Here is a 24,224-nt window from a genome sequence, read left to right as displayed (position 1 = left end):
TAATAATAACGATGAGCACTAAATTTAGAGAATATAAAGGTCTTGATTTGACAGGGGTAGCATCTGAGATGCTTGATTTTTGGAAAGAACAATCAATATTCGAGAAAAGTATTAGTACGAGAGAAGATAATAAGCCTTTCGTATTTTTTGAAGGACCACCTTCAGCAAATGGTAAGCCAGGAATTCACCATGTTATGGCTCGTGCGATTAAAGATATTTTTTGTCGATATAAAACATTAAAAGGATATCAAGTAAAGCGTAAGGCTGGATGGGATACTCACGGATTACCTGTTGAATTAGGTACCGAGAAAGAATTGGGAATTACAAAAGAAGATATTGGCGTTAAGATTACAGTAGAAGAATACAACCAAGCTTGTAAGCGAACTGTAATGCGCTATACAGATTTATGGAACGACCTAACTGAAAAGATGGGGTATTGGGTAGATATGAATGATCCTTACGTTACTTATAAGTCTAAGTATATGGAGTCAGTATGGTGGTTGTTAAAACAGATTTACGACAAAGATTTGTTGTACAAAGGATATACAATTCAGCCATATTCTCCAAAAGCAGGTACGGGACTATCCTCTCACGAGATTAATCAACCGGGTGCTTATAAAGATGTTACAGATACTACGATTGTGGCTCAGTTCAAGGCGATCGAAGAAACTTTGCCTTCTTTTTTACAGGGATTTGGTACTGTTCACTTTTTAGCTTGGACAACTACACCTTGGACATTACCTTCGAATACTGCATTAACAGTAGGACCTAAGATCGATTATGTATTAGTCAAGTCGTTTAACCAGTATACGGGTGAGGCGATCAATGTAGTGTTAGGAAAACCATTAGTAGGTAAGCAATTTGCAGGTAAATTTGCTGCAGTTGAAACAGAGGAAGAATTAAACGCATATAAAGAAGGTGACAAGAAGATTCCTTACTTAGTAGTAAAGGAGTTTAAAGGTGCAGACTTGGTGGGTATTAAATATGAGCAATTATTGCCATATACATTGCCTTACCAGAATCCAGAGAATGCGTTTAGAGTAATATCGGGTGATTTCGTGACTACAGAGGATGGAACAGGAATTGTGCATACAGCTCCTACATTTGGTGCGGATGATGCTAAAGTAGCAAAAGAGGCTACTCCAGAAGTTCCGCCAATGCTTATCTTAGATGCAGACGAGAATCCAGTTCCGTTAGTTGACCTACAAGGTCGTTTCGTAAAAGAGATGGGAGACCTTGGAGGTAAATACGTGAAGAATGAATACTATGATGAGGGACAAGCTCCAGAGCGTTCAGTTGACGTAGAAATTGCTATTCGCTTAAAAGAAGAAAACAAGGCTTTTAAAGTAGAGAAGTACGTTCACAGTTACCCACATTGTTGGAGAACAAATAAACCTGTATTGTACTATCCATTAGATTCTTGGTTTATTAAAATTACGGAAGTTAAAGACCGTATGTTTGAACTAAACGAAGAAGTGAATTGGAAACCGAAAGCGACGGGAGAAGGACGTTTTGGAAATTGGTTGAAGAATGCCAATGACTGGAACCTTTCAAGATCTCGTTATTGGGGTATTCCATTACCTATTTGGAGATCTGAAGATAAAACAGAAGAATTAGTGATTGGTTCTGTAGAGGAGTTAATCAATGAAATAAATAAATCGATTGCTGCAGGCGTACAAAAGACTAATCCTTTTGAAGGGTTTGTTGTTGGAGATATGTCAGAAGATAACTATGAAAAAGTTGATTTACACAAGAATGTTGTAGATCAGGTAGTACTTGTATCTTCATCAGGTAAACCGATGTATCGCGAGACAGACCTTATCGATGTATGGTTTGATTCTGGTTCGATGCCTTATGCACAATGGCATTATCCGTTTGAAAACAAAGATTTAATTGACAACAATAAGTCATATCCTGCTGATTTTATTGCAGAGGGAGTAGATCAAACAAGAGGATGGTTCTATACATTACACGCAATTGCGACATTAGTATTTGATACAAAAGCATATAAGAACGTAGTGTCTAATGGATTGGTATTAGATAAGAATGGACTAAAGATGTCTAAGAGTTTAGGAAATACGATAGACCCTTTTGATACATTAGCAGAACATGGGCCAGATGCAACGCGCTGGTATATGATTTCAAATGCTAATCCTTGGGATAACCTTAAGTTTGACTTAGAGGGTATTACAGAGATCAGAAGAAAATTCTTCGGTACATTATACAATACATATTCATTCTTCGCTCTATATGCCAATATTGATGGATTCAAATACGAGGAGGCTGATGTGCCTTTAAAAGACAGACCAGAGATTGATCGTTGGATTTTATCTGAGTTGAATACTTTAGTTCAAAAAGTAGATGAGTACTATGCAGAGTATGAACCAACTAAAGCAGCTCGCGCAATTACTGAGTTTGTTACAGAGAACTTGAGTAATTGGTATGTTCGTTTATGTAGAAGAAGATTCTGGAAAGGAGAATATGGACAAGATAAATTGGCAGCTTACCAGACACTATACACGTGTTTAGAGACAATAGCTAAGTTAGGTTCCCCTATTGCTCCATTCTTTATGGATAAGCTTTACAGAGACTTAACATTAACTTCATCTAAGGAAAGCTTTGAGTCTGTACATTTGGCTAAGTTCCCTGAATTTGATGCGAATGTAGTAGATGCAGGTTTAGAAAGTAGAATGCACAAAGCCCAGACTATTTCTTCGCTTGTGTTATCACTTCGTAAGAAGGAGATGATTAAAGTTCGTCAACCATTACAAAGAGTGATGATTCCTGTTTTAGATCAGAATCAAAGAAAAGAGATAGAAGCTGTAGCTGATTTGATTAAAGCTGAAGTAAATGTAAAGGAAATAGAGTTGTTAGATGATGCTTCAGGTATCTTAGTGAAACAGATCAAACCAAACTTTAAAGTATTGGGACCTCGTTTCGGAAAAGATATGGGATTGATTTCTAAGGAAATACAAAATTTTAATGCTGATCAAATCAATGAGATTGAAAAAAACGGAGAGATTTCATTAAAATTAACAGAAAAAAGTATTATCTTAACATTGGAAGACGTGGAAATCACTTCACAGGATATCGAAGGTTGGTTAGTTGCTAATGAAGGTGGTATAACAGTAGCATTAGATATTCAAATAAGTGATGATTTGCGCAAAGAAGGTATTGCACGTGAGATTGTAAATAGAATCCAGAATATTAGAAAAGATTCTGGTTTTGAAGTAACAGATAAGATTGCAATAACCTTAGAAGAACAAAAAGAAATAAAAGAGGCGGTTTTAGCAAATGAAGATTATATAAAATCGGAAACATTAACTTCGACATTAAGTTTTGTACCTGAATTGGCGGAAGGTGTAGAATTAGAATTTGATGGGCTAAGTACGCGAGTGTTGGTTATAAAATAAGTTTTAATTATGAAAGAAGCAGGTGAATTAGTACGCTACTCTGATGCAGATTTAGCGGAGTTCAAAGAGCTTATTCAGGCAAAGATTGTGAAAGCACAAGCTGATTTAGAATTGATCAAGAGCGCTTACATGAATGACTTAAACAACGGAACAGATGATACATCTCCTACGTTTAAAGCATTTGAGGAAGGTAGTGAAACGATGTCTAAGGAAGCAAATTCACAATTGGCAATTCGTCAGGAAAAGTTTATTCGTGATTTGAAGAATGCCTTAATACGCATTGAAAACAAGACGTATGGTGTTTGTAAAGTGACAGGGAAATTAATAGACAAAGAACGATTGAAATTGGTTCCTCATGCCACAATGAGTATTGAAGCAAAGAACATGCAACGTTAATCTTTAATAAATTTAAAACGCTCAGTATTGAGCGTTTTTTTTATATCCTAATTTAAATTACATTTGTCAGGATAAAAAAGAAAAAATGTCATTAAAGAAAGCAAGTCTACTTATATTGGTTGTATTGGTCTTGGATCAATGGTTAAAGATTTATATCAAAACTAATTTTCTATATGATGACTACTACCTCGTATTTGATTGGTTTAGAATTCATTTTATTGAGAATGAGGGAATGGCCTGGGGAGTAGCTTTACCCGGAATGTATGGAAAATTAGCCTTAACTACTTTTCGCATTGTCACTGTTTGTGGTATTTTTTGGTGGTTAAATGATTCAATAAAAAAGAGACAGTCAAATTATTTGATAGTGGCGATTGCTTTGATATTAGCTGGGGCTTTAGGAAATATAATTGATTCTGTTTTTTATGGTGTAATATTCAATGAGAGTACGCCTTCACAAATAGCGACATTGTTTTCGGATGATCCTTATGGTACTTGGTTTCACGGAAAGGTGGTAGATATGTTTTATTTCCCTATTTGGAGAGGTACATTGCCAGAGTGGTTACCTATATGGGGAGGTAAGTATTTTACCTTTTTTAATGCTATATTTAATTTAGCTGATGTGGCAATATCTGTCGGAGTAGGTATCCTAATCGTATTTAATAAAAAGATTTTTAAAAATTCATAAAAAAATGAGCTTCCATTTGGAAGCTCATTTTTGTTATAGGGCTATTTGATTTCTTTTAAAATTTCTTGTACAGCTCTTTCAAGTTGAGGATCATTGTTGTTTAATCTATCTACGAAAGTGTTTTTAACGTAAATATCTGGTGCAACACCTGTTTTTTCTAAGTTTTGCCCGTCTAAAGTATATGTACCCCACGAAGGTAGTCTATACGAAGAACCGTCAACTAAGCTCTTGCCAGAGGTAAAGATAATCCATCTATAAGTCTCTTGACCGATAATTTTACCAAGCTTTAACGCTTTAAATCCTGCAGCAGTCATCTCGGCATCACTCAGAGATGATTCATTGATAAGCAGTACTATTGGTTTGCCACTTGGAGTGAAGTTACTCTGTACTGTTAACTTCCCTTCTCTGTATTTCCATTGTAAATATGGTCTTTGAGATAAGAAGTTTAATACCTTGTCATGTACGTTGCCCCCAGTATTGTAACGCAAGTCTAAGATAACCCCTTCCTTGTTAGCTTCTTGTTCTACCATATCAAGTAAGAATCTGTCTAACTCAGTCGACGTCATATTTTTCATATACGAATAGGCAATGCGATTGTTGCTAAGGTCATTTACGCGTTGTTTGTTTGTATATATCCATTCGTCATACAGAAGTGATTTCATTTCTATGAAGGAAATAGGATGTAGTTTAGAGGTAATTTCTTTACCTGCTCTATTGAAAGTTAAGCTTATTTCTTCTTGTGTATTTGCGAAGGTAAAATAAGTATCTCTATTCACTTTGTCTGCTACGTCTTGGCCATTCACTTTGGTTAATACATCCCCTGGTTTAATGTTTATATCCGTGGCATAAGCTGGAGATTTACGCACAATGTGCTCTACTTCATATGGCTTGTCCGTACTAAATACAATACCTGTATCGTATGTTCTATAGTTCAGTTTGGTTTTCTCCTCCGTTCCCGTAGTATTGAATCCCAAGTGAGAAGATCCCAATTCTCCCAACATATCGTTCAGTAAGATACGGAGGTCACCTCTACTGTTCACATGAGGTAAATACTGAGCGAAATGGTCTTTCATTTTATTCCAATCTATGCCGTGAAACGTCTCATCGTAGAAGTTTTCCTCTACACCAGCCCATGTTTCATAATACATTTGGTTAAACTCATCTGCTAAGTTTTTTGTAAAGTTGTGCTTGATTTTAATCTGCTCAGGTTTTCCTTTACTTAACTCGAAGCTATAGATATTACCTCCGATTAAAGCGTACACATTCTTATTTCGTTTCAGCAATTGATCAGCGCGTTTGTCAAATACTTTTTCGCTTTTGTTATCTTCAAAGTCCTCGTAAACTGTCTTGTATAAATTGCTTTTTCCGTTTTCTTGATTTGTGTTATAGAATACCACTTCTTTCGTATCATCTGCAAATACGATCGGATTATATTGATTGCCAAAGCGATCACTTACTAATTCTATTCGGTCAAGTAATCCATCCGTATTTACTTTGATAGAAGTGACGATCTTGCCGTCTATCTTTGTTGAATTTGCCTTTTTATCTTGTGTTTTTTTATCCTTCTTTGTTATTTCACTTTTGATTTCCTCTTTCTTATTGACAAATAACTTGTCAAATTGATCAGATTTAAAGGCTTCTGTTTGCCAATCAACAGCGAAACGGTAGATACTCGGATTCTGCATTCCCAATGGATAAGAAGGATTAAGTCGATCACTCATAAAGTAGATATACTTGCCATTAGGAGACCAGTATGGCGCAGACTCGGCTACTCCAGTATTCGTTAAGTTTATTGTCTCGTTCTTTGTGATGTGGTGAATAAAGATGTCCTCTTCAAAATTGCGCTTAGCAGTGAATAGTACATATTCCCCATTAGGAGAGAAAGAAGGAGTTGAGTTTTGGAATGCCCATATTTCGTCTTTGACAATTACTTTAGAAGTATTGTCCTTTAGGTTTAATAGTCTCACTTCATCTCGTCCACTAAGATAGACCGCCTTAGTCATTTCTTTGTTTAAAGTAATATCTCTGTTGTTGCGATTATCATTAGTTATTTGAGTGGGATTTCCCTTGCCATTAGCGGATCTTTTAAACCAGTTTTGATATCCATTAAAAGTCTGACTATACAACAAAGTCTCGTTGTCTTTTAGCCACTTTACTTCCATAACGCGTTCTTTGCCATCCGTTACTGCTTGAATGAATTTTCCTTCGATGTCAGATACGAATAATATCCCACGACTAACGAATGCAATCTTCTTTGTATCGGGTGAAACATCGAAGTAGCTGATATTATCTTCAACTACATAGGACTGTTCCTTTTCAATAGCCTTATTTGTATTTACAGTAGTAGTTAACGGAGTGACAGATTTCGTAGCTGTGTCAAATACGTAAATCATATAGTCTTTTTCAAAGACAACTTTGCTACCATCAGCAGATACATAAGGCTTTTTGATAGAAGTATCGAAATTAGTCAAGGCTACTTTTTTCCCGTTGTCGAAGGTGTATAAGTTATAGTTACCATTGTTCTCATCTGAAATAAAGTATATTTTACCTTGCTTATCAACGGTAGGATTAAAATCCTTTCCTTCATAATCTGTGTAGGATTTGAATTCTTTCGTAGTTGGATTATAGCCAAGTATGTCTGGGTTGTTCTCTCCTTTATAGCGCTTACGAGTCGTCTGACTTGCGCTTTCCATAGAGCTTGTAAAAAGGTATTCACCAGATGGAGTAACGACTAATCCATTTGTGTTGTTAAAGTAGTTGGTAAATAAGGGTTTTGGAGTACCGCCATTTAGGTCAATCACATAGGAGCCAAAGTTGTTATTGGCATTTGAGGTAATGTATATTTGTTTGCTGTCCCAGCTCCAGCTTTCTACTTCGTCAGAGGCCTGGTGGTAAGTTAGCTGTGTGATTTGTCCGCCAGTTAGGGGCATCAAGAAAACATCTTTATTGCCGTATTGCCCTGAGGTGAATGCTAACCACTTGCCATCAGGTGACACGCGGGGATTAGTTTCATTGCCTTCTAATGCTGTTATTCTTAAGGCTTCTCCTCCAGCAGTTGGAGCTTGCCATATATCGCCGTTATAGCTAAAGTAAGTAGTTTTGCCATCGGGACTTAGCGATGGAGTTGAAGCAAATTTTGGCGAATGCTGTCCCCATGCTACACTTAGAAGAGAAAGTGTTAGTAAAGTGATTGTATTTTTAATCATTGGTTAATATTTTTATTAAACATAAAAATATTTTCGGTAATGGACTAATATAGAATGCCTTTTATGTAATCATATTATGCTAAGTGTAACGTTGTCTGATGAAATGAACTTAAAAAAAGAACGAGACAATAATTTAATAATGTCCCGTTTTATAATGATTTAAAATCGATATACTTCTGTTGGTGTGATGCAATAGTCAAGGGGGATATCTCCTTCTCTTACATCGATGACAAGGTCTTCTGGAGGGAAGAAACTTAATCCTACTTTAATTACATCAGGCTTGCATTTTGCTAAGAATCTATCATAGAACCCCTTGCCATAACCGATTCTATTTCCCTTCTTGTCATAGGCTAATAGAGGAACGAAGATTACATCAAGTTGTTGTTCGCTTACTTGGATGCCGTCTATAGGTTCTGGAATCCCATAACTATTGACTTTTATTGTAGTGTTATCCGTCAAGAGGTAGTGTGATAATGTTCCCTCTTTAAAATTAGATTTAGATAAGACTACATTCTTATCCTTGCCCGCTAATATCTGCAGTAGGTATTCTGTATCTATTTCTTTCTTGTTGCGAATACTTAGAAATAGATGGTAGTTCACTTTATCCCAAATGGGTAATTGTAATACTTGATTGGCAATCTCTAAACTGAGGTCATCTATTCTATTGAGTTCTAAGTTATCGCGTAAGGTTTTATATTTTAATCTTAATTCTTCTTTATTCATTTTTTTAATGTTTTTGAGATGTGAAATACAGCATCTCCTTGATAGACAATAGGGGCATCATTAACATTGATGATATAGCCTGCATTAGGTGCTTTAATTGCAGTATTTTCCTTTCCATAAGGATCTGAAATTTCAGCTAATACAGCTCCTTTTTCTACATACGAACCTATTTTAACCTGATCGTGTAGTAAGCCTGATCGCTTTGCTCTAACCCAAATAGAGTTGGTGATAATAGTCATTTTCTCTTTAGGCAGACAGGTACTAAATTCGTCTTTCAACATATCAAAAGAATGCAAGAATCGCTTAGTTCCTTCAACTCCCATTTCTGATACCTCAGAATTGATATCCAAGGACTTTCCTCCTTCGAATAACAACATCTTGATTCCTTTCTTGGCACAAGCATTTCTAAAAGATCCCGCAATCTGTGCTGAGTACAATAAGAAGGGAGGGTGGAAGATGGTTGCTAATTCCTCTAACTCCAAGTTTTCTGGAGCGATTCTAATCTGCGGAGCATTAAATCTGCTCGCACCTCCAGCGTGAAAGTCAATTGCGTAATCCACATGTGGTAAGATATAGTTCACGAGATAATGAGCAAAACGCCCTGCAAGTGACCCCGTTTTACTACCAGGGAACACCCTATTCATGTCTCTACCGTCAGGAAATTCTCTTGACTGGTTGATGAATCCGAATATATTAATAACTGGGATACAGATAATAGTTCCTCTTTTAGGAACATTCATTCCGCGATGTACAATCTGACGTACGATATCTACTCCATTTAATTCATCTCCATGTAGTCCAGCAGAGAGCAATACTGTAGGGCCTTCTATTCTTGCCCTTGATACTATAACAGGTATTTTAAGTTTCGTCGCTGTATGTAGTCGTGCGATTTCGAGGTTCAGTGTTTTAGTTTCTCCCGGTTGTATCGTTTCTTCAAGTATCTTCATAGTACTCTTGCTTTTCAAAATGTGAAGATATTAAAAGTTTCGGATTTGCGTTTTAATCGACCCAGACAAATCATGAATAATGGTGTTTTTAGCTTTTATTTAAAGGGTGGTCGGCTTGTGGTCGGCTATTGATAGGCTTGTGGTCGGCTAAAAAGTACCATAATAAGCCTATCACTATGCTATCATCTGCCGAACATATAGGGATGATAGGGAGTAGAGTATCATGGATTTTAAATCTGTGATATCGGGAACTCGACAGTAGAGATATAATATATTGCGTCTAACAGTTCTCGTAGATTTGTAATCCGTATGGAGTATAAATAGTTTTAGTATTTTTGTGAGTATAATATTTACTTATGCAAGTTTCCCCTTCTTTAGCGATTCAGATACAGACATTACCTGATCAACCAGGCGTTTATCAATACTATGATAAGGACGATAAGATATTGTATGTCGGTAAGGCAAAGAATCTAAAAAAGAGAGTTAGTTCTTATTTTAACAAGGTTCACGATAACGCGAAGACGAACGTATTAGTGAAGAAAATTGTGACCATAAAGCATATCGTCGTACCCACAGAGACGGATGCCTTATTGTTGGAGAATAATTTGATTAAAAGACTTCAACCGCGCTATAATGTATTGCTTAAAGATGACAAGAGTTATCCTTGGATTTGCATAAAAAGAGAGCCCTTTCCCCGTGTTTTTATGACCAGGAGAATGGTTAAGGATGGATCTGAGTATTTTGGACCATATACAAATATTAAGACCGTACACACTTTGATTGATTTAATCAAAGAGTTGTATCCTTTGCGTACTTGTACTTTAGATTTGACATCGAGTAATATTCGTTCTGGTAAGTTTAAAGTTTGTTTAGAATATCATATTGGAAATTGTATGGGACCCTGTGAGGGCTATGAAACGGAGCAACAGTATGAAAAGAAAATTTTAGAAATCCGCGATATTTTAAAGGGTAATTTCAAAGAGAGTTTAAAAGGGTTCAAATCCTATATGCTTGAATTAGCTTCGGATTTAAGGTTCGAGGAAGCTCAAAAGGTGAAAGATAAAATAGACTTGTTGGAAAATTATCAATCCAAATCGACTATTGTCAATCCTAAAATTAGCAATGTTGATGTTTTTAGCATCATTTCTGACGAATCTGCAGCCTATGTCAATTTTTTGCAAGTGTCTTATGGGGCTATTATTCGATCACATACTATGGAGTTGAAGAAGAAGTTAGACGAGACCGATGTAGAGTTGCTTGAACTGGCTATTACGGAGATGAGAACGCGTTTTAATTTGAATTCAAAAGAGATTATCGTTCCGTTTGAGGTTGAGGTGGCAGATAGTATAAAAGTGACTGTACCCAAATTAGGTGATAAGAAACAGCTGTTAGATTTGTCTGAACGCAATGCTAAATATTACCGTGTTGACTTGATGAAGCAGATTAAAATTGTCGATCCAGAACGCCATGTAAATCGAATAATGCAACAAATGCAAAAGGATTTGCGCTTGAATCGCGAACCAAGGCATATTGAATGTTTTGATAACTCGAATATTCAAGGGACAAATCCCGTTTCTGCTTGTGTTGTATTTAAAGATGGAAAGCCAAGCAAAAAGGATTACAGACACTTTAATGTGAAGACTGTAGTTGGGCCAAATGACTATGACACAATGGAGGAAATCGTTTATCGCCGTTATAAAAGGGTGATTGAAGAAGGCGAGGCATTACCGGATTTGATTGTCATAGATGGAGGTAAGGGACAATTAGGTGTCGCATTAAAAAGTCTTGAGAAGCTCGGAATTAGAGGAAAAGTTCCTATTATTAGTTTGGCAGAGCGATTAGAGGAGATTTTTTATCCTGGAGACAGCATTCCGATGTATTTAGACAAGCGTTCTGAAACGATGAAAGTAATAATTCACCTTCGAGATGAAGCGCATCGATTTGGGCTTACCTTTCACCGCAATCAACGCAGTAAAAATGCGATCACGAGTATATTGGATAATATACCAGGAATAGGTGAAAAGACAAAAGTAACATTGATGAATCATTTTAAATCTACCAAAAAGATTAAAGAAGCTTCAGAAGAAGAGTTAGAAAAGGTGGTAGGAAAATCAAAAACTAAACTATTAATTGAATATTTTAAAGTAAATTAGCGCTCAAAATGAGCAATATATGAAAAAAATATACCTATTTGTTTTACTTTTTCTGTTGGGTTCCGCAGGAGTTAAAGCCCAGAATGATACGTTGACAAATCACAAGCCTAAAATAGGACTTGTTTTAAGTGGAGGAGGTGCGAAAGGGTTAGCACATATTGGGGTGTTGAAAGTTTTGGAAAGAGAAGGGATAAAGGTAGACTATGTTGCAGGTACGAGTATGGGTGCAATTGTTGGAGGACTTTATGCTGCAGGGTATACTTCTTCGGAGCTGGATTCCATTTTTAACTCAATTGATGTGTCGGCTCTTATAAAGGATTATATTCCTCGTATTTCCAAGTCATTCTATGAAAAGAAGAATGACGAAATATACGCTTTGACGCTGCCATTTAACAATTTTAAAATAGGTTTTCCAAAAGCTTTATCACGTGGGATGTACAATTATAACTTGATGAATAAGTTGTTGGCACATGTCCGTCATATAAGAGATTTTAGCGAATTAAAGACCCCGTTTTTATGTATTGCTACAGATGCTGAGACAGGGGAGGCGGTTGTATTAGATAAAGGGTATCTGCCCCAAGCTATTTTGGCCAGTGGTGCTTTTCCTTCATTATTTGCGCCAGTAGAGATCGACGGTCGATTTTTAATTGACGGAGGAGTTGTTAATAACTACCCACTTCACGAGCTTAAGAAGATGGGGGCTGAGGTTATTATCGGGGTTGATGTGCAAGATGGTTTGAAAACGAGTGAAGAGATGGAAGGCGCTCCAGATTTGTTATTGCAGATTTCAAATTTCTCGACAATCAACCAAATGAACGCTAAAAAGCCTTTTACGAATATTTATATTAAACCTGATATTGTAGGGTATTCTGTGGTATCTTTTGACTCCGGTGAGGTGATTATTAAAAGAGGAGAGGAAGCGACAGAAAAGGTGATAGATGAACTTAGAGCGATAGGTGGTACTCCAAAAGTAAAGGAGAATCACTATGTTGAGAAATACACTGACTCTCTGAATATAAAAGATATTAATATTGATGGTTTAAGCAAGTACACTCAGCGTTATGTTCACGGTAAGCTTGGTTTTAAGCCATTTAGCAAAGTTTCTTTTGATCAGTTAGACAAGGGGATTACACAATTGAACGGAACAGAAAACTTCAGTAGCATTTCCTATAAGTTTAATCGCAGTACTACTGGAGAAGGAGATGACTTAGATATGGATCTTGTAGAGAATCCGGTGAATCGCTATTTAAAATTAGGGGTGCATTATGACGCTTTGTATAAAGCAGCTGCATTAGTAAATGTTACACAGAAGAAGCTATTCTTGAAAAGTGACGTTGCCTCGATTGATTTAGCTCTTGGCGATAATGTGCGATATAATTTTAATTATTTTGTCGATAACGGTTTTTATTGGAGTGTTGGAATCAATTCAAAGTACAATAAGTTTAGTCGAGATTTACCTTATAGCATGATGGTAGAAGCAACAGGCGGGGATCTTGATATAGATGGTGCTCCAAGTAAGTTCAATGTCGATTATGCAGATCTTGAAAACAGGTTGTACTTTCAGACTTTTTATCAACAAAAGTATTTGTTAAGCGTTGGATTTGAGCATAGATATTTAGATATAAAGAGTAAGACCTTAAGGCAAGAAGATGCGCGTTTTGACGCGAGTCATTATTTGGGAGGTTTTGTAAATGTCTTAGTTGATACCTATGACAATATGTATTTTCCTCGCAGCGGTTTTCTGTTGAAGGGAGAGTATAGGAATTTCTTCCTTTCCAGTGATTTTAGAGATAATTTTAAGAACTTTTCTACTATAACTGGTCAAGTAGGGTATGCAACGCGCATAACGGACAAATTAGCGATTGATTTAAAATCAAGATTAGGTGCAGTAATCGGAAATCTACCGAGCTTTGGATTTGGATATGCTTTGGGAGGCTATGGTTTTGCAGATCGCGATAATTTGATTCCATTCTATGGATATGATTTGTTGGGGATTGGAGGAGATTCATTTATTGCTGGTACCATACAGTTAGATTATGAAATTTTTAAAAAGCACCACATCAATTTCTCAGCAAACTACGCTAATGCAGGAGAAGATATTTTTTCAACTTCGAATTGGTTTTCGAAGATTAAATACTCTGGATATGCTGTAGGATATGGTATGCAAACCGTTTTGGGACCAATCGAAGCAAAATTTACGTATTCGCCTGATACGGGTCGAACTTACACAGTATTTGCCGTTGGTTTTTGGTTTTAGAAGAAGATTCAATGATGAAATTATAATTTTCGGGGCATTTGGTTTTACCAAGTGCCCCTTTTTTGTGATATAGTTAATGTTGAGGTATTAAAATTGTGGTATGTGAAATAATATTTGGATAAAAATTTGCATAAGATAAAATTATTTCGATATTTGTGATATTATGAAAATACAATGGGACGGTTTATTGGCTTATTTAAAGTTCCTCATCAAGAGAAATCCTGAATGAGGTAACATTACTTTTATATTATCTATTACCAACCAAAAAATATAAATAAGTATGCCTTTATATCATCAATTAGGGAAAGTTCCCCCTAAACGTCACACCATTTTCCGAAAAGAGAATGGGGACTTGTACTACGAACAATTATTCGGTACCATTGGATTTGACGGAATGTCTACCAATATGTACCATGTACACCGACCTACACAGGTAAAGAAGATTTTGGGGCAGTATAGTGTTGCGCCAAAAGTAGCCAAATCAAATAATATTCAATCTTATCGTTTTAGAGGGTTTGAAGTTCGACCGGAGGATGATTTTTTAGAAAGCCGTAAAGCTGTCTTGACCAATAGCGACTGTACCATTGTTTTGGCTGCTCCTAAGAAATCAACTGAGGATTACTTTTATAAAAATACGGATTCAGATGAGTTAATCTTTGTTCATCGTGGCACGGGAACGTTGCGCACCATGTTGGGTAACTTAAAATTTGAATACGGAGATTACCTATTAATTCCCCGTGGAATAATTTATAAAATGGACTTTGATACGCAGGACAATAGATTGTTTATTGTCGAGTCGCGTAGGCCTATTTACACACCGAAAAGATACCGCAATTGGTTTGGACAACTACTTGAACATTCACCTTTTTGTGAACGCGATATTCGCAGACCAGATAAACTTGAAACACACGATGAAAAAGGTGATTTCTTGATTAAGGTACGCAAACAAGATGAGATATTTGATATGATCTATGCTACACATCCATTTGATGTCGTGGGATATGATGGTTATAATTATCCATATGCTTTTTCTATTCACGATTTTGAACCTATTACAGGGAGGATTCACCAACCACCTCCTGTGCATCAAACATTCGAAACCGATGCCTTTGTAATTTGTTCATTTGTGCCAAGACTATATGACTATCATCCAGAAGCGATACCTGCACCATATAATCATTCAAACATAGATAGTGATGAAGTTCTCTATTATGTAGATGGTGATTTTATGAGTAGAAATGATATTGCTGCGGGACATATTTCACTTCATCCTGCCGGAATCCCTCATGGACCACACCCTGGTGCGGCAGAGCGATCTATTGGTAAAGTTAGCACGGAAGAGTTAGCCGTGATGGTTGATACATTTAAGCCATTGATGGTAACAGAAGAAGCGATGAAGATTGCTGATGAGCAATATTACCAGTCTTGGTTAGATCCAGAAAATTAAGAAAAACAACAACTTAAAAAACTATAAATTATGAGTAAAGAAGTCAAGTCTGTAGAATTTGGCTTGGAAAAAATATTTGAGGGAGCTCAAGATTTTTTGCCATTGTTAGGAACAGATTACGTTGAATTTATTGTTGGGAATGCGAAACAAGCAGCCCATTTTTATAAAACCGCTTTTGGTTTTCAGTCTTTAGCTTATGCAGGATTGGAAACGGGAGTGAGAGATAGAGCATCTTATGTATTAGTACAGGATAAAATACGCATTGTTTTGACTACTCCGTTGACTGCAGAATCTGAATTGAATAATCATATTGTACAACATGGAGATGGTGTAAAAGTCGTGGCTTTGTGGGTTGAAGATGCGCGTAAAGCTTATGAGGAAACAACAAGCCGTGGTGCGAAATCTTATTTGGAGCCAATCGTAGAGAAGGATGAATTTGGTGAAACCGTTAGAGCGGGTATATATACATACGGAGAAACGGTTCATATGTTTGTAGAACGCAAGAACTACAATGGTGTATTTTTGCCTGGTTTTGTAAAGTGGGAAACAGATTATAACCCTGAACCAGTAGGATTAAAATATGTCGATCACATGGTGGGAAATGTTGGTTGGAACCAAATGAATACTTGGGTAAAGTGGTATGAGGATGTCATGGGGTTTGTAAACTTCTTGTCTTTTGATGACAAACAAATTAATACTGAGTACTCTGCACTGATGAGTAAAGTAATGTCGAATGGAAATGGAAGGATTAAGTTTCCAATTAATGAACCTGCAGAGGGAATGAAAAAATCTCAAGTCGAGGAGTATCTTGACTTCTATAATGGGGCGGGGGTACAACATATTGCTGTAGCTACAGATGATATTATCAAGACAGTTGCTGCTATGAAGCGTAGAGGTGTTGAATTTTTATCAGCTCCACCGCAATCTTACTACGATATGATTCCCAATCGCTTAGGTGTTCACATGGACATGATGAAAGAAGATATTAAAGAATTGCAGAAGTTAGGCATAATGATTGATGCTGATGAGGAAGGTTATCTATTGCAAATATTTACAAAACCTGTAGAAGATAGACCGACATTGTTTTTTGAAATAATCCAAAGAATGGGTGCCCGCGGTTTTGGTGCTGGTAACTTTAAGGCGTTATTTGAATCAATTGAAAGGGAGCAAGAAAAGCGAGGAACCCTTTAAAATTCAGTTAATTAAAACTTAAAAAACCAACATTTGAGAACTATTAAGTTAAATGTAAGTTAAAGCTAATTATGAGTTGACTTGCTAATGAAAAAGTTATACATTTGCACTCGCAAAAATAAGGTCGTCATAAGCTTTATTTGAGTGTAATAAATTTTTCATAATTTATAGTTTTTTGGTTGGTTAATAGCATAAAAACTCAGTCATTTATTTGGCTGGGTTTTTTTGTTTGCTATTTTTGAATAAAATTAGAATCAACTATGAAAAAACTATTTCTTCTTCTTGTAATCTTCTTCCAAATTGGAAGTGTTGCAGCTCAGAAAAATGTAAAGGCATTTGACGCCGGTGAGTTTTTGAAGTTTCGTATCAGCTATGGAATTTTGAATGCGGGTATTGCAACATTGAAATTAACAGAGACCGTTCAGAATGGTGTTCCTGTATTTCATGCACAAGGAATTGGCTATACTACTGGAGTGCCAAAGATGTTTTTTAAAGTATATGATGATTATCAAAGTTATTTTGAACGCGATAAAGTGATCCCACATCGCTTTGTTCGAAAAATTGACGAAGGAGGATATACGAAGGATCAAGAAGGTTTTTTTGATTACAAATCCAATAAAGTTTTAGTGAAAGACTACGAAAAGTCTAAGGAGAATACTTATCCTATCGTGAAAAACGTACAGGATATTGTTTCTGCATTTTACTATTTGAGAAAATATCCCAAGTTGAATGAACTGAAAAAGAATGAATCAGTAGAAATTGATATGTTCTTTGATGGGGAGGTATTTCGATTTAAGTTGAAATATTTAGGAGAGGAGACTTTAAAGACTAATTTTGGAAAAATAAAAACACTAAAGTTTAGACCTTACGTTATGGCAGGTCGCGTTTTTAAGGAAAAGGAAAGTTTGACAGTATGGGTTTCGGCTGACAATAATAAAGTGCCTTTGCGAATTAAAGCCAGTTTAGCAGTAGGGTCTTTGAAAGCAGATTTGGAAGAGTTTAGTGGTTTAGTGTCGAAGTTGGAAGTTATAGGTAAATAGTTTATGGAACACGATAAAATGTTAGATGCGCTAAAGGATAAGTTTGGTGCTATTAATCAGAATTTAGATACGCATTTAGAAGGTCTGGTATATGCTAAGCCGCTTACCTATTGGGACTATATTCAAGTTGATTCTCTGTTGTCCCTGCAAACACAACGAACTACTGTGAAAGACGAAATGGTCTTTATCCTGTATCATCAAATAAATGAACTTTTGTTCAAAATGATTTTATGGGAGATTGATCAAGTGGGGAGTCAAGAAAACATAACAGCTGATTTTTTTGTCGAGCGTTTACAGCGTATCACACGTTATTTTGATATGCTTACTTCCTCTTTTGATATCATGGGGGATGGTATGGATCGAAATCAGTATATGCAATTTCGAACGACACTAACTCCAGCAAGTGGATTTCAGAGTGCTCAGTACCGTTTAATAGAGTTTGGCTCTACGGATTGGAGAAATTTGATTGATTTTCGCTTTAAAAGTACACTAAGTCAAAATATTTCAGAGGAGGATGCGTTAGAATTGATGTATTGGCAGGCAGCCGGTAAAGACTATAAGACAGGTAAAAAGTCATATTTGTTAGCTGAGTTTGAAAATAAGTACAAAAAAGTTTTCATTAATGCCATGAAAGATTATGAAAAAACAAATTTATGGCAGAAATTTGTTGAATTGCCTCAAGAAGTAAGAGATACCCCTTCTTTGATTGAGGCGATGAGGTATTATGATAGGACAGTTAATATTACTTGGGTAATGGGTCATTATAATGCTGCTTTAAAGTATTTGGAAGGACCAGAAGGTACCTCTGAAGCAACGGGAGGAAGCGATTGGAAGAAGTATATGTTGCCTCAATACCAAAAGCGAATTTTCTTTCCAGAACTTTGGTCTTCTGAGGAAATTGAGAATTGGGGAAAGTAAGTAAAAGTTAAGTTGAAAAAAAGATAGGGTTTGAAGCGAGTTTTTTGTGGTTTTTTGATGGTTTTATCTCTTTATGCTTGTAAAGAGAATAATAATAATGATGTTATAATTGAGGAGAGTGATAATTCGGAACATATTGATGAAGTAGTCGCTGAATTATATGGATTTAGTTTAAAGGATTTTGAAGTTGTCGATGATACGATTCGCAGTGGAGATAACCTTGGAAAGATATTTGGAGAGAATAATATTGGAGCTACTGAAGTTCACAATATCGTAACTAAAGTAAAAGATACGATTAATGTGCGTGGTATGCGTGTAGGACAGCCTTATTCTTTAGTGAAGTATAAAAATGATCCAGAGAAGTTAGCTGCATTTATATACCATCCGAGTATTGCTGGATATCAAGTGATAGATTTGCGCGATTCTATTACTGCATATACAATCACTTATCCTGTTACGATAAAACGAAGAACTATAGCGTCAACTATTGAAGGGTCTCTATCAATGAGTCTTCAGAAGGAGGGTGTGGATCAATCTTTGGCAACGCGAATGTCGCAGATTTTTGCATGGTCGATTGACTTTTTTAAGTTGCAACCAGATGATCGATTTGCTGTTACGATTGAGGAAAAGTATATCAATGATACTGTGTATGTTGGTATTTCAAAAATTGATGCTGCGTACTTTAATTACAGAGGTAAGGATTTATATTCATTCCCATATAAACGATCTGGTGCTAAGAGTACTGATTATTACGATGAAGAAGGTCGTCCAATGAAGAGTATGTTCTTGAAAGCTCCTTTGAAATTCTTTAGAATAACATCGCGATATACTAAGAATCGTTTTCACCCCGTACAAAAAAGATGGAAATCTCACAATGGTACTGATTATGCGGCTCCTACAGGAACACCTATTATGTCAACTGCTTCAGGAGTAGTTGAAAGAGCTGGTTATACTGCTGGGAATGGAAATTATGTAAAAGTTAGACATAACGGAACATATTCAACACAGTATCTACACATGTCAAAGATTTTAGTGAAAGTTGGTCAGTATGTTGACCAAGGGCAAACAATTGGTTTAGTTGGTAGTACTGGTTTAGCAACAGGCCCTCACGTTTGTTATAGATTTTGGAAAAATGGCGTGCAAGTAGATCCACTTTCACAAGTTTTACCTAATTCTGAACCAATGGATAAAAAAGATATACCGTCATTTAAAGAACATATCGTACCTTTGAAAGCAGAATTAGATAAGGTTATACAAACAAAATTTTTACAAGAGTAGTTACATGTTGAAAAGTGTTAATCCATCAAGAACAGATGCTTGGAAGAAGTTAAGTGAGCATTTTAAATCGATGGAATTTGTACAGATGCAGCATTTGTTTGCTGAAAATGCTGATAGAGTTAATGACTTTCATGTAAAATGGAATTCATTGTTGTTAGATTATTCAAAGAATAAGGTGACTGCAGAAACAATGAAGTTGCTGCTGGATTTAGCTAATGAAGTAGATTTAAAACAGTCTATAGAGGCTCTGTTTACGGGTGATAAGATTAATGTAACTGAAGATAGGGCGGTTCTTCATACTGTATCAAGAGATTTTTCTCAGCAACCTATTTTTGTCGACGGAGAGGATGTTTCAAAAGAGGTTTACAAGACAAGAGAAAAGATAAAGTTATTTTCGAATGATGTCATTTCAGGCAGGTATCTTGGAGCTACAGGTAAGGCAATAACAGATGTTATAAATATCGGTATAGGTGGATCTGATTTGGGGCCAAAGATGGTTGTCGAGGCATTGGATAATTATAGTAATCAGCTCAACGTTCACTTTGTATCGAATATAGATGATGATTATTTGTTTCCTCTATTGGCAAAACTAAATGCTGAAACTACTTTGGTTTTGGTTGTATCTAAAACATTTACTACGCAAGAAACAATTGAAAATGCTAAGCATGTCAAAGCTTGGTTAGATTCAAATATTATAGGGAGTGTTGAACAGCACTTTGTTGCTGTAACTTCTGCCAATCAAGAAGCGATTGCTTTTGGTATTAAAGAAACTAATATTTTCCCTATGTGGGATTTTATTGGGGGAAGATTTTCTTTATGGAGCTCAGTAGGTATTTCTATTTCTTTGGCTTTAGGGTATGACAATTATGAGCGATTGTTGAAGGGGGCTTATCAAATGGATACGCACTTTAGACAGTCTGATTTTGATCAAAATATTCCTGTTATTCTGGCATTGCTTAGTGTATGGTATAATAATTTCTATCAATACGAGACTGAAGCTATTGTGCCTTATAGCAGTTTACTACGCAGTCTGCCTGCTCACTTACAGCAGATGATCATGGAGAGCAATGGCAAGGATAAAACCAGAGAAGGTCAGCCTGTAAATTATCAAACAGGTACTTTGATATGGGGAGAAGTTGGAGCTACAGCCCAACACGCATTTTTCCAATTATTTCATCAGGGTACGAAGGTTGTTCCTATTGACTTTATTGGATTTATAAAACCATTTCACGACAAGGACAAGACAAACCACGATATATTGATGTCTAATTTTTTTGGACAAACTGAAGCTTTGTTAAAAGGGAAGCGCGGTCGAAAAAGGCAAGAAGGCGAATTAGAAATGTTGAGGAATTTCAGAGATTTTGAAGGAAATAAGCCAACAAATACCTTTTTGTTTGAACAGTTGACCCCTGAAACTTTAGGTCAGATTATTGCAATGTATGAACACAAGACTTTTGTTCAGGGAATTATTTGGAACATTTTTAGCTTTGATCAATTTGGCGTGGAGTATGGAAAAGTTTTAGCAAAGAATATTCAGGAGGAGATAAAGTCAAAAAAAGTCAGTGAGCACGACTGTTCTACAAGCTTCTTAATCAACTATTATTTATCGAATTAGGATTTAGAATTTTTCTAAATAGAAGTAAAAAGTTAAAATTAATGTCTACATAACATTAAGGTTATATGTTTTTGTACATTTGTTGCGAAAAAAATAATTTATCACTTACACTTTTACAATGAAAAATTTGAAGAACTGGATGCTATCTTGCGTAGTTGTACTCGCATCAGCATCTGCACTTTCACAAAACAAAGTAACAGGTATTGTAGTAGACCATGAGTTTAAACAAGGTTTACCAGGTTCTACAGTATTAGTTAAAGGTAGTCAAAATGGTACATCGACAGGAATGGATGGAGATTTTGAACTAAATGTTTCAAAAGACAGTGGTGAGATTACGATCTCTTTCATTGGATTTAAAACAAAAACAGTACCTTTTAAAGTTGGGGCTGACAATAAAATTAACTTGGGAACAATTGTTCTAAACGCAGATGAAAATATGCTTGAGGACATTGTTATTATGGGAGTTGCTGACGTAGCAAAAGACCGTAAGACACCAGTAGCTGTTTCTACAATTAAAGCTTCTGTTATTCAAGAAAAACTTGGTTCTCAAGAGTTTCCTGAAATTTTAAACACTACTCCATCAGTGTATGCTTCTCAAGGAGGAGGAGGATTTGGAGATTCTAAAATTAATATCCGTGGATTTGACCAAAAGAACGTTGCTGTATTAGTTAATGGTATGCCTGTTAACGATATGGAAGGTGGTTCTGTGTATTGGTCTAACTGGGCTGGTGCTCAAGATGTGGCTTCAGCAGTACAAGTACAACGTGGATTAGGATCTTCTAAAATTGCTATTTCTTCTGTAGGAGGTACAATGAATATCTTGACAAAAACGTCTGATATGAAAGAAGGAGGTTCATTATCTGCTGGTATCGGTAATGATAACTATTTCAAAGGATCAGCTTCGTATAATACAGGAATTTTAGATAACGGATTGTCTGCTTCTATCTTGATGTCTTATACAAGAGGTGATGGTTATGTTCAAGGGACAGATTTCGAAAGTGTTGCTTATTTCTTAGGTTTAGGGTATAGATCAAAAGATAGTAAACACAATGTACAGTTTACTTTTACAGGTGCAAATCAATGGCACAATCAAAGAAGTACTAACCCAACAATTGAAGATTACTTAAAGTATAGTGGAGACGGTAAGCCAAATAGAAGATATAATCCTGATTATGGAACGTATAATGGAGAAGGTTATTCTTGGGCTCGTAACTTCTATAACAAACCAGTAGCTTCATTAAACTGGGATTATAAAATTAATGATATTTTTACTTTGAATACTGTTGCTTATGGTTCTTGGGGCCGTGGAGGAGGAAATGGTTCAATTGGTAAAATCAACGGTAAAAGCCAAAGAGATGCAATGTTTAAGGACATGTACGGTAATATTCGTTTCGATGATATCGCTGCTTGGAACTCAGGAAAGCATGTAGCAGATTTTGGAGCTGATAAAAAGCGTATCAACGGAGAGTATTATTCTGATAAAAACAATGGTTTTGTTCGTCGTACAAGTGTAAATTCACATGACTGGTATGGAACTGTGATGAACTTAAACGCTAAAGTTAACGAGAATTGGAATTTTGATATTGGAGTTGATGCTCGTACTTATGTTGGATACCACTTCCAAGTTTTAGATGATTTATTAGGTGCACAAGGGTATGTGGATGTTGAACACAAAACTGATGGACAAAGAGTTATTTCTTCTACTTATAACAGTAAAGCTCCTGCTAATCCTTGGGTTGATTGGAGTAAAAGAGATAAAGTTGCTTATGACAATGACGGTAACGTTAAATGGTTAGGTGGATTTGGTCAAGTAGAGTACAGCAAAGACAATTTAACTGTGTTTGTTCAAGGGTCTATCTCAAATCAGTGGTTCAGAAGAATTGACTATATGAGATATAATAGAAATGAAGCTGAAGGTGCTGATACATATAAAACTTCTTGGAAAAGTCTTTCAGGAGGTAGTGTAAAAGGAGGTTTTAACTACAATATTAACGAGAACCACAATGTGTTCGTTAACTCTGGGTACTTCTCTCGTCAGCCATTTATGAACAATGGTGTTTATATCAATAATAGCAATGATATTAACCCAAGTTTGAAAAATGAAAAGATTTTTGGATTAGAGTTAGGGTATGGTTTGCGTCTTGATAACTTCAGAGCTAACCTTAACTTATACCGCACATCTTGGAAAGATAGAATTCAACGTGTATTTGAAAGAGATATCTTTGGTGTAGGAAAAGATGGTGTACAGACTCCAGGTTATGCTAACCTTTATGGAATTGAACAAGTACACGTGGGAATGGAACTTGACTTTATTTATAATCCAATTGATCGTTTAGATATTACAGGATCTTTATCTTGGGGAGATTGGCAATATAAAGGTAATGTTTCTGCAGATTTCTTAGATGAGGGAACTAATCAACCAATTCTTGATCCAAATACAAATGCTCCAATGAACAAGACTTTATACTTAGATGGTGTTAAAGTTGGTGATGCACCACAGTTTATCTTCAATTTAGGAGCAGCTTATGAAATTTTACCAGGATTAAAAGTAGATGGTAACTTCCGTTACAATGATAAATTCTATGCAGCTATTAATCCAAATGACTTTGGTACTTCAAAACATAAAGGATCTATTAAGTTACCTGCATTCAATTTATTTGATGCTGGATTATCTTATAAAATGGAAGTAGGAAAAGAAAAACAAAATAGCGTTACTATGCGTGTAAACGTAAACAACGTATTTGATACTACTTATATTTCTTATTCAAGAACTAATATTCACGAAGGTGATTCAAAAGCAACAGGTAACAACTGGAAAGGTGTTGACACTGCTAACGAAGTTTTCTTCGGAAACGGTAGAGCTTGGAACTTTACATTGCGTTATAACTTCTAAGAGTTATACAAAATATATCATAAAAAAGGAGGTCAGTAATGATCTCCTTTTTTTATTGTGTA

At 35.9% G+C, this 24,224-nt stretch carries 15 protein-coding genes; 12 read left to right on the top strand and 3 right to left on the bottom strand.

Translation table 11 applies throughout. The annotated features are described in order from the left end of the window. Positions 1-11: 11 nt before the first annotated feature. The 3 genes from ileS to NWE55_RS06715 all read left to right on the top strand — a co-directional run bounded on the left by ileS (position 12) and on the right by NWE55_RS06715 (position 4,494). The gene (ileS, locus tag NWE55_RS06725; RefSeq protein ID WP_258204670.1) at positions 12-3,413 is read left to right on the top strand and encodes an isoleucine--tRNA ligase; all 3,402 of its coding nucleotides are present in this window, start codon (positions 12-14) and stop codon (positions 3,411-3,413) included. A 9-nt stretch (positions 3,414-3,422) separates the two neighbouring features. Beyond that, positions 3,423-3,809: a TraR/DksA family transcriptional regulator gene (locus NWE55_RS06720; RefSeq protein ID WP_155090704.1), complete on the top strand. Its 387-nt coding sequence runs from the start codon at positions 3,423-3,425 to the stop codon at positions 3,807-3,809. An 85-nt stretch (positions 3,810-3,894) separates the two neighbouring features. After that, a complete protein-coding gene (locus tag NWE55_RS06715) occupies positions 3,895-4,494 on the top strand; it encodes a lipoprotein signal peptidase (protein WP_155090705.1) in 600 nt (199 codons plus the stop codon). Positions 4,495-4,535: 41 nt separating this feature from the next. Here the strand turns inward: NWE55_RS06715 and NWE55_RS06710 are convergent, their stop codons facing one another. The 3 genes from NWE55_RS06710 to NWE55_RS06700 all read right to left on the bottom strand — a co-directional run bounded on the left by NWE55_RS06710 (position 4,536) and on the right by NWE55_RS06700 (position 9,370). Further along, positions 4,536-7,700, bottom strand: a complete 3,165-nt coding sequence (locus NWE55_RS06710) for a S41 family peptidase (RefSeq protein ID WP_258204669.1) — start codon at positions 7,698-7,700, stop codon at positions 4,536-4,538. Between the two features lie 159 nt (positions 7,701-7,859). Continuing rightward, on the bottom strand, positions 7,860-8,423 hold the full coding sequence (locus tag NWE55_RS06705) for a 5-formyltetrahydrofolate cyclo-ligase (RefSeq protein WP_155090707.1): 564 nt from the start codon (positions 8,421-8,423) through the stop codon (positions 7,860-7,862). Beyond that, positions 8,420-9,370 carry a succinylglutamate desuccinylase/aspartoacylase family protein gene (locus NWE55_RS06700; RefSeq protein ID WP_155090708.1) on the bottom strand — a complete coding sequence of 317 codons (951 nt, stop codon included), beginning with the start codon at positions 9,368-9,370 and terminating at the stop codon, positions 8,420-8,422. The genes NWE55_RS06705 and NWE55_RS06700 overlap by 4 nt, the downstream gene beginning before the upstream one ends. A 356-nt stretch (positions 9,371-9,726) precedes the next feature. On the opposite strand from NWE55_RS06700, the gene uvrC reads away from it, so the two are divergent. The 9 genes from uvrC (at position 9,727) to NWE55_RS06655 (ending at position 24,162) form a co-directional block, all read left to right on the top strand. Beyond that, positions 9,727-11,523 (top strand): excinuclease ABC subunit UvrC, encoded by a 1,797-nt coding sequence (uvrC, locus tag NWE55_RS06695; RefSeq protein ID WP_155090709.1) that lies wholly within the window; start codon positions 9,727-9,729, stop codon positions 11,521-11,523. Positions 11,524-11,542: 19 nt separating this feature from the next. Continuing rightward, positions 11,543-13,780, top strand: coding sequence for a patatin-like phospholipase family protein (locus NWE55_RS06690; RefSeq protein WP_155090710.1), 2,238 nt, complete (start codon positions 11,543-11,545; stop codon positions 13,778-13,780). Positions 13,781-14,060: 280 nt separating this feature from the next. Beyond that, positions 14,061-15,227 (top strand): homogentisate 1,2-dioxygenase, encoded by a 1,167-nt coding sequence (locus NWE55_RS06685; protein WP_155090711.1) that lies wholly within the window; start codon positions 14,061-14,063, stop codon positions 15,225-15,227. A 30-nt stretch (positions 15,228-15,257) separates the two neighbouring features. Beyond that, a complete protein-coding gene (gene hppD, locus NWE55_RS06680) occupies positions 15,258-16,418 on the top strand; it encodes a 4-hydroxyphenylpyruvate dioxygenase (RefSeq protein ID WP_155090712.1) in 1,161 nt (386 codons plus the stop codon). Between the two features lie 260 nt (positions 16,419-16,678). Then, a complete protein-coding gene (locus tag NWE55_RS06675) occupies positions 16,679-17,458 on the top strand; it encodes a DUF3108 domain-containing protein (protein WP_155090713.1) in 780 nt (259 codons plus the stop codon). Between the two features lie 18 nt (positions 17,459-17,476). Beyond that, the gene (locus NWE55_RS06670) at positions 17,477-18,376 is read left to right on the top strand and encodes a tryptophan 2,3-dioxygenase family protein (RefSeq protein ID WP_230381474.1); all 900 of its coding nucleotides are present in this window, start codon (positions 17,477-17,479) and stop codon (positions 18,374-18,376) included. 30 nt (positions 18,377-18,406) lie between these two features. Beyond that, entirely contained in the window at positions 18,407-19,654 is a 1,248-nt protein-coding gene (locus NWE55_RS06665) for a M23 family metallopeptidase (protein ID WP_230381470.1), read from the top strand. Positions 19,655-19,658: 4 nt separating this feature from the next. Next, complete coding sequence (gene pgi, locus NWE55_RS06660) at positions 19,659-21,269, top strand: glucose-6-phosphate isomerase (RefSeq protein WP_155090715.1); 1,611 nt, start codon at positions 19,659-19,661, stop codon at positions 21,267-21,269. A 118-nt stretch (positions 21,270-21,387) separates the two neighbouring features. After that, a complete protein-coding gene (locus NWE55_RS06655) occupies positions 21,388-24,162 on the top strand; it encodes a TonB-dependent receptor (RefSeq protein ID WP_155090716.1) in 2,775 nt (924 codons plus the stop codon). Positions 24,163-24,224: the final 62 nt, after the last annotated feature.

Source organism: Myroides albus, assembly GCF_024722315.1.
In the GTDB taxonomy this organism is placed as follows: Bacteria; Bacteroidota; Bacteroidia; order Flavobacteriales; family Flavobacteriaceae; genus Flavobacterium; species Flavobacterium album_A.
Note: the sequence above shows the minus strand (reverse complement) of the source record. Positions and strands in the feature narration are given on the sequence as shown.